The 17,715-nt window shown below is 46.2% G+C and carries 13 protein-coding genes and 1 pseudogene; 13 read left to right on the top strand and 1 reads right to left on the bottom strand.

Annotated features, from left to right (window positions below; genetic code table 11):
* Positions 1 to 184 precede the first annotated feature (184 nt).
* From P22_RS04815 to P22_RS04800, 4 genes are all read left to right on the top strand, one after another.
* A complete protein-coding gene (locus tag P22_RS04815) occupies positions 185 to 1,468 on the top strand; it encodes a TolC family protein (RefSeq protein WP_054259071.1) in 1,284 nt (427 codons plus the stop codon).
* Between the two features lie 33 nt (positions 1,469 to 1,501).
* Positions 1,502 to 2,671, top strand: a complete 1,170-nt coding sequence (locus P22_RS04810; RefSeq protein ID WP_054259070.1) for an efflux RND transporter periplasmic adaptor subunit — start codon at positions 1,502 to 1,504, stop codon at positions 2,669 to 2,671.
* A gap of 11 nt (positions 2,672 to 2,682) precedes the next feature.
* The gene (locus P22_RS04805; protein WP_054259069.1) at positions 2,683 to 5,841 is read left to right on the top strand and encodes an efflux RND transporter permease subunit; all 3,159 of its coding nucleotides are present in this window, start codon (positions 2,683 to 2,685) and stop codon (positions 5,839 to 5,841) included.
* Between the two features lie 521 nt (positions 5,842 to 6,362).
* Positions 6,363 to 7,832 (top strand): two-component system sensor histidine kinase NtrB, encoded by a 1,470-nt coding sequence (locus P22_RS04800; protein ID WP_054259068.1) that lies wholly within the window; start codon positions 6,363 to 6,365, stop codon positions 7,830 to 7,832.
* Between the two features lie 124 nt (positions 7,833 to 7,956).
* On the opposite strand, the gene P22_RS04795 is transcribed toward P22_RS04800, so the two are convergent.
* Positions 7,957 to 8,238: a hypothetical protein gene (locus P22_RS04795; protein ID WP_054259067.1), complete on the bottom strand. Its 282-nt coding sequence runs from the start codon at positions 8,236 to 8,238 to the stop codon at positions 7,957 to 7,959.
* Between the two features lie 400 nt (positions 8,239 to 8,638).
* On the opposite strand from P22_RS04795, the gene P22_RS04790 reads away from it, so the two are divergent.
* The 9 genes and pseudogenes from P22_RS04790 (at position 8,639) to P22_RS04750 (ending at position 17,530) form a co-directional block, all read left to right on the top strand.
* The gene (locus P22_RS04790) at positions 8,639 to 10,672 is read left to right on the top strand and encodes a methyl-accepting chemotaxis protein (RefSeq protein WP_054259066.1); all 2,034 of its coding nucleotides are present in this window, start codon (positions 8,639 to 8,641) and stop codon (positions 10,670 to 10,672) included.
* A gap of 15 nt (positions 10,673 to 10,687) precedes the next feature.
* Positions 10,688 to 11,134: a chemotaxis protein CheW gene (locus P22_RS04785; RefSeq protein WP_054259065.1), complete on the top strand. Its 447-nt coding sequence runs from the start codon at positions 10,688 to 10,690 to the stop codon at positions 11,132 to 11,134.
* A gap of 293 nt (positions 11,135 to 11,427) precedes the next feature.
* Positions 11,428 to 12,528 (top strand): FecCD family ABC transporter permease, encoded by a 1,101-nt coding sequence (locus tag P22_RS04780; protein WP_054259064.1) that lies wholly within the window; start codon positions 11,428 to 11,430, stop codon positions 12,526 to 12,528.
* A gap of 10 nt (positions 12,529 to 12,538) precedes the next feature.
* Positions 12,539 to 13,048: pseudogene (locus P22_RS04775) on the top strand (ABC transporter ATP-binding protein); the annotation flags it as partial.
* A 284-nt stretch (positions 13,049 to 13,332) separates the two neighbouring features.
* Positions 13,333 to 14,388 carry an ABC transporter substrate-binding protein gene (locus P22_RS04770; protein WP_054259062.1) on the top strand — a complete coding sequence of 352 codons (1,056 nt, stop codon included), beginning with the start codon at positions 13,333 to 13,335 and terminating at the stop codon, positions 14,386 to 14,388.
* 116 nt (positions 14,389 to 14,504) lie between these two features.
* Positions 14,505 to 15,152: a MotA/TolQ/ExbB proton channel family protein gene (locus P22_RS04765; RefSeq protein ID WP_054259061.1), complete on the top strand. Its 648-nt coding sequence runs from the start codon at positions 14,505 to 14,507 to the stop codon at positions 15,150 to 15,152.
* Positions 15,139 to 15,549, top strand: coding sequence for an ExbD/TolR family protein (locus tag P22_RS04760; protein WP_054259060.1), 411 nt, complete (start codon positions 15,139 to 15,141; stop codon positions 15,547 to 15,549). The genes P22_RS04765 and P22_RS04760 overlap by 14 nt, the downstream gene beginning before the upstream one ends.
* Positions 15,550 to 15,554: 5 nt before the next feature.
* Entirely contained in the window at positions 15,555 to 16,280 is a 726-nt protein-coding gene (locus tag P22_RS04755; RefSeq protein ID WP_054259059.1) for an energy transducer TonB, read from the top strand.
* A 290-nt stretch (positions 16,281 to 16,570) separates the two neighbouring features.
* Positions 16,571 to 17,530, top strand: coding sequence for an L-lactate dehydrogenase (locus P22_RS04750; protein WP_054259058.1), 960 nt, complete (start codon positions 16,571 to 16,573; stop codon positions 17,528 to 17,530).
* Positions 17,531 to 17,715 lie beyond the last annotated feature (185 nt).

Raw genomic sequence — 17,715 nt, 5'->3', positions numbered from 1 at the left:
TTGGTATATATATGTTCAGGAGGATTTGGCGGTCCAATAGATTTCTAAATCAGAACCACCCCATCAAATGGGTGGTTTTTGATGAGGCTATAAGCTTTTGCTACAACAATATCCGTCAGAGGAAGCTGTCTCTAAAGTTAATACAATTTATTCTGATTGAATGAAATGATTATGGAGGGTTTTTATGGGTACATATCAGCGATGCGCTGTAATTCTTTTGGTACTTATGGGTTTGAATCAGTCGGCGTTTGCCGATCCTGTTAAACTATCGTTGGACGACAGTATTGCTATGGCTTTACAGAATAACCATGATATTAAGTACGCGGTATCTGCCAGGGAAAAGGCTTATTGGGCCGTATCCGAAGCGAAGGGAAACAAAAGAGTTTCCATAGACTATACGCACACGGATCAGCGTTACAACACTCCGCCGTCAACTACATCATCTACATATGTGTACACAACCGATTTTGATAATCAGCTCAGCCTTTCCCTGCCCCTTTATTCAGGAAAGAAGCTGGAGAGTCAGGTTGAACAAGCCAAATTGGACTTGCAGGTAGCGGATCTTGACGTCGAGGTTGCCAAGCAGGGACTTAAACTGGACGTTGTTACCGACTATTTTACTGTGCTGGAGTACTTAAAGGAGGTACAAGTAAATCAAGGAACCGTGAATAACTACCAAGAGCATCTGGATCAGGTTAATGCCAAATATGAGTTAGGTTTAGTGGCAAAAACGGATGTGTTGTCCAGCCGGGTTAATTTAGCCAATGCCCAGGATGATCTAATCAAAGCGAAAAATAACTATCATAATGCCATCGCTACGCTGAACAATGCGCTTGGTTTATCGCATGATACAGAATTAGAGCTTAAAGATGATTTTACCTATGAAAAATATCCTTCAACACTGGAAGAGTGCCTGCGGTATGCAGAACTTCACCGGCCCGAAATCGCCCAATACCAGGCGAAGGTGGCCAGTGCTCAATATGACGTCAAGATTGCCAATAGCGGTTATTCGCCAACGGTTGATTTGACTGCTGAGCAAGATTGGTATGACGACCATTTGCCTGGAGCGAAGAACAGTAATTGGCTGTTAAAATTGACAACGTCATTTAACGTCTTTGATTCAGGCGTGACAAAATCTCAGGTGAAACAGGCCGTGCATAACGTGGATATGGTAAAAGAGGAGGCGGCATCGGAACGCGATTCGATTCTGCTGAATGTGCGTGAATACTATCTCAGTATGCAAGAAGCCGAGAAGCGGATTGACACCAATAAAGTGTCGGTTGAGCAGGCGGAAGAAAATCTCAAAATTCAAAAGGTCAGTTATGACGTCGGCGTGGGTACCAACCTTGATTTGCTTGATGCCATATTAGACCTTGACTCGGCTAAAAAAGATTATTTCCAGGCTTTATACGACTATAACACCAATAAGGCGAAGCTGGAGCAAGCGATGGGTCTGCCGGTAAGATAACTTACGGTTTGTATTTTAGGAGGAAGAGAAGCAATGGACAAGAAACAGGCAGGAAAAGTATTTTTCGGGATAGCTATATTGGTGGTTATAGCGGGCATCGTTGCTGTACGCAGCGGGTTATTAACCAGAAGTTTGCCAGTTAAGTCACCGCAATCAATCCAAGTGAAAGCCATGCAGGTAATACAGCGGGATACTCCGATAACCTATGAATTCGTAGGGCAGGTAACCTCGAAAAATGAAGTGAAAATTATGTCGAAAGTATCGGGCAATATTGTGGCTAAGATGGTGAACGGCGGGGATGTCGTCTATAAGGGACAGCCGTTATTTCGCATCGATAATAAACAATACAAGTCTGCGATAAACTCCGCCCGGGCGACTCTGAATAAATCACAGGCGACACTTAACAATACCTTGCAAGATTTGGAAAGATACCGGAAATTGGCTGCCGTTAAGGGGGTAGCCCAACAAACGGTAGATGCCTATGTTGCTCAAGCCGAGGAAGAGGCTGCTACGGTGGAGGCTAACCGGGCGAGTTTAGAGGAGGCTGAACAGGACGAACAGGATACGTTAATTCTTTCCCCGGTGGACGGGCGAATAGACGTTAATGATATGAGCGTAGGCGGTTATGTAACAGCCGGTTCGACTACGCTGGCTACAGTATCTTCCCTTGATCCCATTTGGGTTCAATTTAGTGTAAGTGAAAATGAGTATTTACAGTTTTCCCGGCAAAACAATAATGCGTTGTCAACCAATTCCACGGACAATCTCCAGCTCATTTTGAGCGATGGATCGGAATATCCTTTGCTTGGCCATGTAGAACAGATGGATAAAGGGGTAGATGATACTACGGGAACCATTACACTGAAAGCTTCGTTTAGTAATCCCCAAAAATTTCTTATGCCGGGCATGTTTGCCAAGGTCACAGCCAGGAAAGAAGTGCGCCGGGGCGCTTTACTGGTGCCGCAGCGTGCCGTCAAGGATTTACTTGATAAGACTTTGGTGACGGTGGTGAAAGAGGATAATACGGTCGAAAGCCGGGCGGTCACGTTAGGAGAGAAGGTCGGCAATATGTGGGTGGTCGAAGAAGGGCTAACCGCCAATGACCGAATTGTCGTGGAAGGAATCGATAAGATTAAACAGGGGACCCCCTTGCAGATCGTTATGATAGGACCGGATGATTTGGAAAATCCGGTGGAACAATAGGGGGGATTCCAATGGCTGAATTTTTTATTAAACGCCCTGTTTTTGCGATTGTTTTGTCAATTATCATAACCTTGATCGGGATGATAGCGGCAATTAACCTCCCCATAGCCCAATATCCTCAGATTTCTCCACCGACAATTTCTGTTAGTGCAACGTATCAGGGAGCCAATTCCGATGTTGTCGACGAAACGGTAGCACAGGTGATTGAGGAGAAAGTCAACGGGGTAGAAGGAATGGTTTCGATGTCGTCGAATAGCTCGGATTCCGGCTCCTATTCGTTAAGCGTCCAGTTTGAATCCGACAAGGACTCAGATACTGCCGCAGTACAAACACAGAACCGGGTATCCGAAGCGACGGCATCCCTGCCGACTACTGTTCAGACAACCGGGATTACAACCAGGAAATCATCGCAGGATATGTCCATGATTTTTAATCTTTGGTCCCCCAATGACAGTTATGATGCAAAGTTCTTAAAAAATTACGGCACCATTTATCTCGTTGACGATATTAAACGGGTCAGCGGTGTGGGGGATGTGTCGGAATTCGGTTCCGATTACAGCATGAGAATATGGCTGCAGCCGGAAAAAATGGCACAGCTCGGTGTTTCCGTCGACCAGGTGACAGAAGCGATTGAAAAACAAAATGTGCAGGCACCGGCTGGCGCAATCGGAAAAATGCCGGTTGCGGCTCAGCAGGAGTTTCAATATACTACCAGGGTAAAAGGCCGCCTGACTGATGCGAAAAAGTTTGGGGATATCATTATCGTTTCGAAAACGGATGGTTCTTTCGTACGCCTTAAAGACATAGCCCGGGTGGAACTGGGAAGTGAGGACTATACCTATGAAAGTTTGATAAACGGTCATCCCAGCGCCGGTTTTGCTATCAAGCTGACAAGCGATGCCAATGCACTGGAAACCATCGGGAACGTAAAAAAAGTATTGGAAGAGGCGTCAAAAAATTTCCCGGCTGATATGCAATATAAGATAGTGGTGGATAATACCAATTTTGTCCGTGAATCGATGATTGAAGTTGCTAAAACCTTTGCCGAAGCACTGCTGTTGGTAGTCATCGTTGTTTTTATATTTTTACAGAGCTGGCGGGCTACGTTAATCCCGCTGCTGGCGATTCCCGTATCCCTAATCGGGACTTTTGGGGCCTTTAGCCTGCTGGGGTTTACCATCAATACGCTTACTTTATTTGCGATGGTCCTGGCAATTGGGCTTGTTGTTGATGATGCCATCGTTGTTATTGAGGCCGTTGAGCATCATATGCGCTACTCGGGGCTTTCGCCGTCGGAAGCCACTAAACGGGCGATGAAAGAGGTTTCCGGACCGGTTGTGGCGATTGCCTTTGTATTGGCTTCCGTGTTTATTCCGGTTGCTTTCTTTGGCGGCATGATGGGAATTTTATATAAGCAATTTGCTTTAACGATTGCGGTATCGATGGCATTGTCGGCCGTTGTCGCTCTGTCGCTTACGCCCGCTTTGTGTACCTTGTTGCTTAGGCCGTATGAACCTGATGCCCATAAAGGAATAGTGGGAAGATTTTTTGCAGCGTTTAATCACTGGTTTGAAAGAAATGTGGAACGCTATGGAGCCGGTCTGGCAAGAATGATTGCCAAAGCGCGCTTATGTATGGTTTTACTGGTTGTATTATTAATCCTGGCCGGCGGATTGTATAAACTTGTTCCTTCTTCGTTTGTACCGGATGAAGATCAGGGGATGTACATAACTTCCGTAACGTTGCCGGAAGCGGCCAGCTTAAACCGTACGATTGGCGCCATGAAAAACTTTACGGAAATGGTTAAAGAACAGCCCGGGGTTTCGGATATTATGTCCCTGTCAGGGATGGACATGCTGAGCGGCGGGGCGAAGTCCAGTGCAGGAGCTATGTTCATTGCACTCAAGCCGTGGTCTGAAAGGGAAAGACCGGAATTACAGGTCAAAGCGGAAATAGCGAAAACCTTTATGAATGGAGCCGGTTTGCCGGAAGGGACCGTAATCTCTTTTGCTCCCTCGGCGTTACCCGGTTTGGGAATGGTTGGCGGTTTCACTCTGATGCTGGAAGACCGCAGTGGAAATTCCTTGGATGAATTAGACAGTATAGCACAGAAATTTGTCGCTGCAGCGGAAAAACGTCCGGAAATTGGTTCCATCACTTCTAATTTTAAAGCCGATACTCCTGGTTATGAGTTTGAAGTTGACCGGGAAAAGGCGGAAAAAATGGGTATTTCGGTTGACGATGTGTTTACTGCCTTGGAGGTATTTCTTGGCGGGACGCAGGTTAATGACTTTAATAAATTTGGCCGCAATTATAAGGTCACTGTACAGGCCGAAACACCCTTTCGCAGTGATATTAACGCAACGCGTTACCTGTTTGTAAAAAGCTCGAATGATACGATGGTGCCGTTGAATACTCTGATAACCCCTAAGAAAGTACAGTCACCGTCGATTATTTCCCGATATAACGGTGTTAAAGCTGTCAAAATCAGCGGGACGCAGGCATCCGGCTACAGCTCCGGTCAGGCCATGACGGCGTTGGAAGAAGTGGCTGCCGAGGTTTTGCCAAGCGGGTACACTTATGAATGGTCCGGTCAAAGCCGGGAAGAAAAGATTTCAGGGGACAGGGCACCGCTAGTCCTTGGCATGGCTATTGTATTTGTATTTTTGTGCCTGGCGGCGCTGTATGAAAGCTGGAGCGTGCCGTTTGCCGTATTGCTGGCCATTCCGTCAGGAGTTTTCGGCGCTTTTCTTTTCCAATACGTCCGCAACCTGGAAAACAGTGTGTATATGCAAATTGGACTGGTCATGCTCATCGGCCTGGCAGCTAAAAATGCCATATTAATTGTTGAGTTTGCCAAGGTCCGGACCGATAATGGAATGGAACCGGTCCAAGCCGCTATTGAAGCGGCAAAGATCCGTCTGCGTCCGATTATTATGACCTCACTGGCTTTTATTATCGGTTGTGTTCCGTTGGCTTTGGCAACCGGCGCCGGTGCCGGTGCCAGAAATTCGATGGGGACGGCAGTGGTAGGCGGTATGTTTACGGCTACCACACTGGGGATATTCTTAATACCGGTTTTCTTTGTTGTGGTAGAAAAGATCACGGAGAAGTTCCGTGGTGTTCACGGAAAGAACAAGCTATCTATGAAAGCTGCAGATAACAAATAAGAATATAAAGTCTGCGAAGCCATGCAAAGAATTTACCGGTAGATTCACCAAATTTCTTTTCCGGCATAGTATATATCACATATTATTCATTCAGGGTTAATAGAATGAGGAAAGGAAAGGAAGGGTTATTGTGGACCTAGATAGATTTCAGAACAATGACTTTGGTGCTTTCTGGCTTATCATCATCGTACTTTTGATATTCTTGTTTTGTGATAATGGCAGGTTCCGATTTGCTAACATGTTCGAACCGAACAAGAAAGAACCTCCGATTGATTTGTTAAAATAGTGTTCGGCTCCCCCTATGTAGAGAACTCCCCGCTTGGCCGTTTTGGCCAACGGGGAGTTCTTTGTTACCTGTAAATGTATAACTTGTTTATTAATCAGAGGAGGAACGTTGGAAAATAAATAATTTACCTTATATGTAAAATATTTGTTTAAAATGAATAATATGGAAGGTATTTACTAAAAAAACGCGAACTTTTTTTATCAGTTTAAAATGATTGTAATGGAGAGTTGATACATTGAAATTACTGCCTACCATACTTCATAGACGCACATATGTAATTGTAACGTTTATGATTACTTTACCTATGTTGTTATTTGCCTGGATAAATACCTATAATGCAGGCAAGCTGCTGATGCTGGAAAAGGAAAAGCAATTGACGGCTATTGTGAACGAATTGCAGTTTAACCTACAGTATCCTTACGACACGATACTGGCGCAGGAAGGAGCTTTGCAGTCTTTGCCGGCGCAAAAGCGGGAAGTACTACATAAGCGGATTCAGCCTATTGTCAATGCATTAGCAAAAAAATATCCTGGATACGGTATAGGATGTTATCATCCGGAGTTTAAAATAGTAGCTATGGAACCGGATAATCCTGATTCTATCGGGGCGGAGTTGCCGTCGTCAGCTTTACAGGTGTACCGCGACAAAAGTGTTGTTGTGCATGAGATGGTAAAAAAAATAGAGCATGGCGGTGTTCCGTTACTGGTTATGGATTATCCGCTGTTTTCCCGGGGAGAATTAACCGGCCACGTCTGGGCCAATACATTGAATGATATAAATCGGGAAATTTACGTAACTGTGGGGAGAAACCTGGCAGTTATCTTTTTGTCCTGGCTTGCTATTATAGCGGTAATACGCTGGTTTTTTAGTAAAATTGACCGTTCGCTTGCCGAATTTGCTTATCAGGTGGAAAGTGATGAAATTCATGCGGAACGGTTACATGAATTCCCGCAGCTTGTCGCCATTCTTGAGATTATCAGCTCTTTACGGCAAACAATAAAAAAAGAATACGACCAGAAAGAAAAGATAAATCTGGAATTGGCGAAACTGGACCGTTTGGAGTTGATCTCGCAAATGGCGGCAGGAGTGGCACATGAAATCAGAAATCCCATGACGGTTGTTATGGGGTATATTCAACGGATGTCTCAACAGGTGGAGCAAAACCGTAAAATTCCATGTAATCTGATGCTGGAAGAATTAAAGCGGATTGATGGGATTATCTCCGACTTTTTAAGTCTGGCGCGGAATAAACCTATGGGATTAAGTAAACAACAGATCAATACCATTATATCCGGTATTTATCCCTTGATCCATGCCGATGCCGCCAGCAAGAATATCGCAATTCATTTGCGATTAGATGCCAGCCTGATTGAATTGGAATGTAATAAGAAAGAAATTACCCAGTTGATTTTAAACCTTTGCCGCAATTCGATAGAGGCGATGGAGGACAGAGGACAACTGGTTATCGCCACGCTGAATAAGAAAAGTAATATAGAACTATTGATTGAAGATACAGGATATGGCATTTCACCGGAAAAGATTGAGAAAATTTTCGATCCTTTTTTTACAACTAAAGAAAACTGTACAGGTTTGGGGCTTGCAGTATGCAGGGGGATAGTAAAAAGGCACGGGGGTATAATGAAGATCGAGTCAATTGAAGGTAAAGGGACAACCTGTATAGTAAAATTTCCTGTTAAACGGTAATTTTTCGTTTGATTTGTCTTGCAGGGCTTGGTTCTTTTGTTATAAAAGTTAAAATAGCAAAAAGGGGGCCGCATTGCGTTTTTTCAAAAAACGTTTTGCGACGCCCTTTTTTTACTAACAGGTATTATTTGCCGTAATCGACAGTAGCGAAGCCGCGGGACGGATTGGCGCAGTTGTCGGGAGCGATCGGAGTTTTCTCCGTGCGGGCAAAACCCATGCCGGCGGTACTGCAGTCGGTGGAAGTGCAGCCCTGGCAGCAGGCTTGTTCCGGTTTACTATTGCCAAAGTCAATAAAACCGAAGCCTCTAGGCGGCAAACCGCAACTTTCTGAAGCAATGTTGGTATCTTCCGTGCGGGCAAATCCCTGACCGGCTGTAGAACAGTCGGCAGCATTCTTTTCTTTCATAAATAAATCCTCCTAAATTGATTTGTAGTCTATAATGAATGGAATAAGCAGTAATAGATAATAAGAGCATTGTTATTAGATAACTATTATTATTAATTAGTAATTAAATGATAATAGTTGCTATGCCTTTTGTCAATATCTCTCAATAAGATTATTGAAATTTTTTCGCTACAAAATATAATCATTCCGCTCAAAGTGAGTACACCGGGAATGATTATATTCTGTTTTTGCAGGCATGGTGTTTGGGTAAATGGTAAAAAGATGCATGATTTTCAACCAGGTATACAAAAATTTAGGAAGGTAATCAAGATTGCCTGTAGGATAATGTAAAATAAAGACGAATTTTTGCGAAAAAACATTCTGATTGTAAAGAAAATGTAAACTAAGAAGGTGGAGTTCTGTGAAAATCAAAAATATCCGTAATCGTTTGTTGCTGGCATTGTTGCCGCTTATTATTATCATATTAAGTGTTTTGGCCGGGGTCAGCTATTATTTTTCCAGACAAGCCCTGGTAAAAAGTACGGATGAAACGGCTAGGGCGGTAGGAATGGATTACAGTAAGCGGGTTCAAGCGGATATGACATTAATGCTGGCTGAGCTGAATGAATTAGCAAACACCGAAGTACTTCGCAACGGTACTGACAAGACGAAAATAATAGCAGCAATGGCGGAGATGAAACAACGGTTAAACGTATTTGATTTGTTGGCCTATGTTTCTCTTGATGGATCGTCGGTTACACATGCCGGTAATGTAAGTTCGTCTAAAGGCCGTGACTATTTTAATAAGGTAATAAAGACGCAAAAGGCCGTCGTTTCAGAGCCAATGGTTTCCAGATCAACCGGAAAACTTGCAGTCGTTTTAGCTGTTCCGGTAATCAATAACGGTCAGTTAACAGCAGTCCTGATTAGTGATGTTTCCTTGGACCAGTTAAATACTATGATCCAGGATTTGAAATTCTTAGATACAGGCTACGGCCAGATTGCGGATTCTTCCGGTATGATTATTGCGCATCCTGTCAAACCGGAGCTTATTGGGAAGCTTAATTTGTTGGAAAGGACAATTAACCCTGAACTCAAGCTGCAAAAAAGTGAGTTGGACGAGCGTTTGATAACCATATTCAAGACGGCAGCCGAGTCGGACCGGCAGACACGCGGCCTTTATAGCTTTGTAGACGGAGTGGAAAGGGTGGCCGTATGTACGCCCATTAATCTTCCCGGTGATCAGCGGTGGGTCATTACGGTGGCAGCGCCGGCAGCAGAGGTCACCCGGGAGATAAGCAAGCTGGCCTATACGATGTTTGGAATTTCCCTGTTCTGCCTGATCATTGCAATAACGGCCATTACTTTTATTGCCAAACAGTTTGCCAAACCGATTGGAATCATAAGAGACGAATGCCTGCTGCTGGCTCAGGGAGATTTAAGGGAGAGGAAAGCCCATATTACGACTGAAGATGAAATCGGGCAGTTGGCAAAAGGCTTCCGGGATATGCGAACGCAGCTTAGACAACTGGTAGGTAAAGTATATTCACAGTCCGAGCAGCTGGCTGCTTCCAGTGAGGAACTTACCGCCAATTCTGAACAATCGTCCCAGGCAGCCAATCAGATTGCTTCTTCAGTTACTGAGGTGGCCGCCGGTGCCGAAACGCAAATGACGGTAGCCAATGAAACCTCGGCAGTGGTGGAACAAATGTCGGCCGGTATTCAGCAAATGGCGGCTACTGCCAATGAAGTTGCCGGCCAGTCGGTTAAAGCTGCGCGGAAAGCGACTGACGGCGGCAAAGCGGTAGATGAGGCGGTGAGCCAGATGAATCAGATCGAATCCACCGTCAATGCCTCTGCGCAGGTAGTGGCTAAACTCGGCGAACGCTCCCAGGAGATTGGTCAAATTGTTGATACTATTTCCGGTATTGCCGGGCAAACCAACCTGCTTGCTCTTAATGCCGCCATTGAAGCCGCCCGTGCCGGTGAACAGGGCAGGGGATTTGCGGTTGTTGCGGAAGAAGTAAGGAAATTGGCCGAACAATCGCAGGAAGCGGCTAAGAAAATTGCCGAGCTGATTGGTGAAATTCAGAGTGAGACCGACAAGGCGGTTCTGGCTATGGATGATGGGACCCGGGAAGTTCAAACCGGAGCGGAAGTGGTCAATAAGGCCGGCATTGCCTTCCGGGAAATTGCGGAATTAGTTACTCTTGTGTCCAGCCAGGTCAAAGAAATTTCGGCCGCCACGCAGGAAATGGCTTCCGGCAGTCAGCAGATTGTGGGTGCCGTTAAAAAGATTGATGAACTCAGTAAGCGGTCAACCGGCGAGATGCAAAGCGTTTCTGCGGCTACCGAGGAACAATTGGCCTCGATGGAAGAAATCGCAACTTCCAGTCAGGCTTTGGCGCAACTGGCGCAGGAACTGCAAACAGCAGTGGCGAGTTTTCGTGTGTAATAGAGAAGGAAGGGGATGATGGCAATGGAACAATTGGTGGCTTTCCGCTTGGGGAGAGAAGAATATGCGATATCCATATCCCAGGTAAAGGAAATCGTGCGGTACAGCGGAGCGACAAAATTACCCAATACGCCGGCGCATATGGAAGGAATTATCAACCTAAGAAGCAATGTGATTCCAGTGGTGAATTTAGCCAAACGCTTTGACCTGCCGGTGGAGGAAGTAAAAGCAAAACAGGTGGTTATTCTGGAAACGGCAGGACTGGAAGTCGGTGTAATTGTGGATGAGGTTACCGAAGTCCTGATGATTGAAGAAGAAAATATGGAACCGGCACCCATGATGGAGCAGCAAGAGGCCTTTTTTCGCGGAATCGGCAAGCTGGGTGACCGCCTCATGTTAATTCTTGATCTGGATGTATTATTTGACCGGGAAGAAACGGAAATGCTGCAAAACGTCGGATAGAGTTTGTTTATCAATTGATCGGCAGGAGAACTTGCGAATTATCGCAAGTTCTTTTTTTGTCACTCTTACTCAAAGGCCTGGGTCAAAAATTCGTGGTGCCGGCAAACAGTAACGGCTTGACGATTATCTTGTTTCAATTTATAATAATTTTGCAATTGATTATCATTTTCTAGTGTGGTTATGTTCTCCGCTCAGGATATCTCATGCTTATCGTAGGCACTGCTGCCAGGCTGACGGGGTAGTGTTTTTTAGTATTGCTGCTGCAAAAAATATGAAGGGGTTCTGCTGTTATCATGACGCAATTAAAAATACAACAACCGCTGGAATGGAAAGGCATGGTCCATAAAAAACGAAATTTTGTGCTGCTGCTTGCTTTGCTTGTTATGGCGGCGTTATTGTCCATTATTATTGCCGTATGTTTGGGAACGGTCAAAATTGCCCCGGGAGAAGCTTACCGTATCCTATTGTATAAAATGCTCAATGTAGATATTGGCAATGTGGCGACTCAGGCTTCGGCGGCGCATATGGATATTATCTGGCAGCTTCGTCTGCCGAGGGTTGTGATGGCTCTCATTGTCGGTGCCGGTTTGGCTATGTGCGGCACCGTCATGCAGGCTACGGTGCAAAATCCGCTGGCGGAACCTTATATCCTGGGTATTGCTGCGGGAGCCTCGCTGGGCGCTACATTTTCCATTTTAATTGGTGGTGCCGGAGGAATCTTTTTGGGACTGGGAACAGCCTTCTGGGCTTTTCTGGGGGCATTATTGGCTACCGTACTGGTTATGTTTCTGTCGGGACTTGGCGGACAGATGTCCACTGTTAAAATGGTTTTGTCCGGCGCAGTGATCAGTGCGTTATTCGGCGCTATTTCAAACTTTATCATTTACTTATCCAGTGATGCGGAAGGGATGCGGACCGTTACTTTCTGGACAATGGGGTCCCTGGCGGCCGCAAAATGGGATAACCTGTTTATTCCCGGTCTCGGGGTCGGGCTATGCTGTGTATTTTTTTTGCTGCAGGCCCGTCGGCTTAACGCGCTGCTGCTGGGAGAAGAGGCAGCGATCACCCTGGGTATTGACCTATTGAAAATCCGCCGTCTGTATATGGTATTAACGGCGCTCATAACCGGGATTATTGTCTCGGCATGCGGTATTTTTGGTTTTGTCGGTCTGGTCATTCCTCATGTTGTACGTGGCGTGGTGGGAGCCGATCACCGGCGGCTGATGCCCGGAACCATATTGGTTGGTGCTATTTTTTTGATTTGGGCGGATGTACTGGCCCGTACGGTTCTAACAAGCGGCGATTTGCCGATCGGTATTATCACAGCGCTGATTGGGGCCCCGTTCTTTATGCACTTATTATTTAAACGGTCGTTAAATTTCGGAAGCAATTAGGAGGGATGTCATGAATATCGCACTGGAACATATTGATGTCAATCTTGGCGAACAGAAAATCGTCCGGGATGTCTCTCTGGCGGTCAATAAGGGAGAGTTTGTCGGCATTATCGGCCCTAACGGCAGCGGCAAGTCGACATTGCTGCGCACCCTTTACCGTATTATCCGGCCGAGCGGCGGAACAATTTGGTTTGACGGCGAGGATATGAAATCTGTAAAACTTGCTGATTCGGCCAAAAAAATGGGCGTTGTCGGGCAGTTTAACACAGTGAATTTTGATTTCACCGTATTTGAGATGGTTATGATGGGGCGGACACCGCACAAAAAACTCTGGGGTTCGGATACTGCCCGGGATTATCAGATCGTCTGGGAGGCTATTTGCAAAGTAGGCATGGAAAAGTATGCCGAACGCAGGTTTTCCACCCTGTCCGGCGGAGAAAAGCAACGGATTGTTCTGGCCCGTGCGCTGGCTCAGCAGCCCGGCTTGCTGGTGCTGGACGAACCGACCAATCATTTGGATATCAAATATCAACTGCAGATTCTTTCTATTGTAAAAGCACTTGGTATTGGCGTGCTTGCAGCGCTGCATGATCTTAGTTTGGCTGCCATGTACTGCACCAGGCTTTACGTATTAAAAGGGGGGGAAGTAGTAGCCAGTGGCAGACCACAGGAGATTCTTACCCCCGAACTTGTGCGGGAAGTGTATGAGATAGAATGTGATATCAAGGTAAACCCGGATACCGGCTATCTGGCTATTACCTATCTTCCACTCTGCCGGCAAGTTTAGTACAACAGGAGCATGCCATGAAACTATATATGTCAAACATGTTAAAGATATTGTTGTGGGTCATTCTGGTTTTGCCGCTTGCCGCCTGCGGTCATGAAAACCCGGAGTCGGCCGGTTCCGTTCAGCCGGTCAGCCAATCTCCGGACGGGAGTTATTCCGTGACCATAAACAATTATGACAGGGAGGGAAACCCTCTTGCATATACCTACAGGCAAGTCCCGGAGCGAGTGATCATTACCCATCCGGGAGCAACGGAACTATTACTGGAATTAGGGCTGGAAAAACATATTCTGGCAACCATTGCACCTTATGGTGCCCCGCCGGCAGCAGTGGCGGAACAATATGCAAAATTAAATATACTGAAAGCCAGGTATGTACCTACACAGGAAGAATTGCTGGAGTTGCAGCCCGATATGATCATCGGCTGGGCCCATAATTTCTGTGATTCCGAGCTTGGAGAGGTGAAAACCTGGCAGCAGCGCGGCGTTGGAACCTATATCCTGTCCAGCACACTGTCAAAACCAAGTCCCACTTTGGAAAATGCCGTGTATCCTTTGATCCTGGATATCGGCAACATCTTTGGCGTGCAGGATAAGGCGGCCAGTTACATAAAAAAATGCCGGGAACGGATAGAGGCAGTGACGGCAGCAGTGAAGGGCGTGAGCATAAGGAAAACCTTAATTGTTCTGCAGGCTCATGGCAACGGTACTTTTTCTCTGTATGGCAGCCAGTACCTGACAGACAACATGGTTGCGGTAGCCGGCGGGGAAAACTTGTCCAAACTTCCGGCATCCTTTATCGGTCCGGAGCGGGTACTGGCTTTTGATCCCGATTATATTGTATTTGTTTCCTACAGCGGCAATGCTGCTGAAGATATTCAGGATGCGGCGGCAGTGGCACAACTGCGGCAGAGCAGGGAACTGCAGAGCATGAGGGCGATACGGGAGGGAAATATCATCAATATTCCGTTTAACGTTGTAAACAATGGCGGCGGCCGTGCCATAGAGGCCATTGAAAAGATAGCCCGGCGATTGTATCCTGAACGTTTTTCGCTGCAGCAAAAGGGAAATTAAACCCGAATGGAAATCTTGACAAAGGGGAATATTTCCTATACCATTGATAATGATTATTAAAATCAAACGCGTCCTGGTAAAGGGGGACGTACCGAAAGGGAAAGCGAGGGTATAGTATGCAATTCTTAACAGTCGGTATTGAATTATTTCATAAGGGCGGTCCGGTGATGTACCTGCTTTTATTGTGTTCCATTGTGGTATTGGCAGTAGCCATTGAACGGTTTATTTATTTTCGCAACGCCAAAACGGATGCAACAGTTTTTGTTGAGCAATTGGTAAAAGATATTGAAAATAAAAAATTTAATCATATTCTGGAACGGTATGCCCAAACTTCCAAACCGTTGGAATTGTTAGCGGTAGAGGGAATTACCGCCTATCAACAAAAACAGAACGTGGAAACCGCACTGGAAAGTACGGCACAGCTTGTGGCGGCTCATTTACGCAAACCACTGCCGTTTCTGAGCACAATTGTTACCGTAGCTCCGTTGTTTGGCTTGCTGGGTACTGTAATTGGCATGATTCAGTCTTTTAGTGTGTTTAATGTGGAAAATGGGCAGCCGATGGCTATTACGGGCGGTGTCGGAGAAGCTTTGGTTGCAACGGCAACAGGCTTGACTGTGGCTATTGTGGCACTGTTTGCTCATACTTATTTTACTCACCGGTTGGATGAATTTGTTACCGATATGGAGCAGGTTTGCGCCAAAATTATCAGGTATTTACCGAAACAGAATGCAGGGCGGGGGCAAAATAATGAAGTTGCGTAATATGAGGATCGAAAAGGAACCGGAGTTAATGATTATTCCAATGATTGATATTATTTTTTTCCTTCTGGTTTTCTTTATGATCAGCACGCTGTATATGGTGGAACAGCACACCATTCCGGTAAATTTGCCGCAGGCGGCGCATGCGCAGCAGGATAAGCCGAAAAGCGTCAATGTTACGGTGATGCAGGAAGGCGCTATTCTTTTTGAACAGGAGCAAATCCCGCTGGATTTGCTGGAAAAACGGGTGGCTCTGGAAGTTGCGAAAGATACAAAGCAAATTTTCATTTTACGGGCGGACAAAACGGTTGATTATGGTAAAGTGGTCAGTGTCCTGGATGAGTTAAAGGCAGCCGGGGCGCAGCGTATTTCTATTGCCACGGAATTAAAAGCGAGGTAAGGACAATGAATTATCGGCTAGGCTGGAATCAGGCTTTTGCTATCTCTATGGCCTTTCACTTTATCTTCTTCTTAGGGATTGGTTTATCGCTGCCGCTTTTTCCTGCGCCCGATGCTAGCGAGCAATTGATTGAACTGGACTTGGCCAGCTACGACTTGCCGCTTAACAGTGATCCGGGTCCCGCCGGTCCGCCGGAAGCAACTGCGCCTGCACCTTCTGCAGCGAAGGTCCAGGAGGCTGTAAAGCAATTTGTGCCGCCGGACGCGACTGCGCCTATTGAATCTGAAAAAGTAACGCAACCAGTTGCCAGCCGGCAAGCTGTTGCCAGGCGGCAGCCGGGTCATGCTGCCGTTCAACAGGGCGTAAGCAGCGGCAATCCCGGTTCGGGGAACGCAGGCGGTCAACAGCAGGGAAGTGCTGCCGGTAGTGGTACGGGGGGCGGAAACGGTACAGGCATACGAGCTCCGCGCGTTTTAGAAAGGGTCGAGCCGGTATACCCGCAGTCGGCAAGGCAAGCCGGGCAAGAGGGAACTGTATTGCTGCTAGTAAAAGTTCTGGCCAATGGACGTGCGGGAGATATCAGTGTGCTGGTTTCTTCACAGTTTAATGAACTTGACCGGGCGGCTATGGACGCAGTAAGAAGGTGGCAGTTTGTCCCGGCACAGGATAGGAGCAGTGGAAAAAATGTTGCCTGCAACACTAAAATACCTGTGACTTTCAACTTGGAATAAGAGATGGCGCCGGGCAGCATGTGAAAATAATTTTGTGAAATAAATCATTGTGTTGACCAAAAGAGAGAGGTCTATTACTCCTCATGTGGAAGCGGCGCTCAGGGAGAGCGGTAAGTGGTGTTATCCCCATCTCTGTTTCGGCAGATATGGGGATTTTTTTATTTCAGGCAGGAATATGCCGTTCTATGGAAAAAGTTTATCTATGGAGGAATTATGTCTGGTATGACCGTAATTGCCGTATAGTCTGCCGGAAAACCGGCGGATAGTTGATAAATGATGGAGGGAAATTAATGAACACAAGCAATAAACTTGTTATTGTGGGACTGGGCCATGTCGGGTCAGCCGTGTTAAATAGTGCTTTGGCTTTTAACCTGGCATCGGATATCGCTCTTATCGATATTGATGAGAAAAAAGCCGTTGGTGAGGCTTTGGACGCCAGCCACGGCACGCCGTTTACCTACAGTCCGAGCGTGAAGGTGTATGCCGGCGGCTATGAGGAGTGCCGTGATGCCAAAGTCATTATTATTGCGGCAGGTCCCAGCATTATGCCGGGTGAAAAAATGGACCGGTTATTGCTTGCCGACAGAAATGTCAAAACGATTAAAGAGGTAATGGCTTCGATTACCCGCTACACCAAGGAAGCGGTTATTATCGTGATTACCAATCCGCTGGATGTGGTGGCGTATTGTGCGCAGAATCTGTTTGATTATCCCAGGCACAAAGTATTTGGGACGGGAACCATGCTGGAAACAGCGCGGCTCAGGAGAATCCTGGCAAACAGATACGCAGTTGATCCGAAAAATGTGCATGGTTATATGCTGGGGGAACATGGGAATTCGGCTTTCCCAGCCTGGAGTCTGGTCAGGGTGGCAGGCATACCCTACGACAGACTGGATGAGTATTTTAAACCTGACGCGCCGCTGGATACGGAAAAGCTGGGCAAAGAGGTTGTCAATGTCGCTTATGATGTTCTTCAGTTTAAAGGATGTACCAATTCCGGCATTGCCATCGTTGCCTGCCGGCTGGCCAGGACGGTTTTATATAATGAAGGCAGTATTTTCCCGATTTCCACAACGCTGGAAGGCGAATATGGTTTAGATCATGTTGCTCTCAGCCTGCCCTGCCAGGTTACCCGCGAGGGGGTTAAAAGACGGCTGACGGTACCGCTGGTGGCAGCAGAGATAGAAAAATTGCAGCAAAGTGCGGCCAGTATTTCACAGGTATTGAAATCGGTAGGGGTAGTAAAATGATTTTCTGGGAAAAGAAGCGGTTACTTGCATAGGATTTACAGGTAGTTAATCTGGCTTTTTCATTGTTTGGCGGATAGAAAAATGAAAGACGAAAATGTATTATCTTCGGTTTGGATTGACTTCGTGCCTGGCAAAGAATAAAATTGTAATCAAAGAATCCGATACAATAATAGAATCGTGTAAAC

The sequence above is a fragment of the Propionispora sp. 2/2-37 genome (assembly GCF_001298735.1).
Lineage (GTDB): Bacteria > Bacillota > Negativicutes > Propionisporales > Propionisporaceae > Propionispora.
The sequence above is the reverse complement of the archived record's forward strand: the minus strand, read 5'-3'. Positions and strand labels throughout refer to the sequence as shown.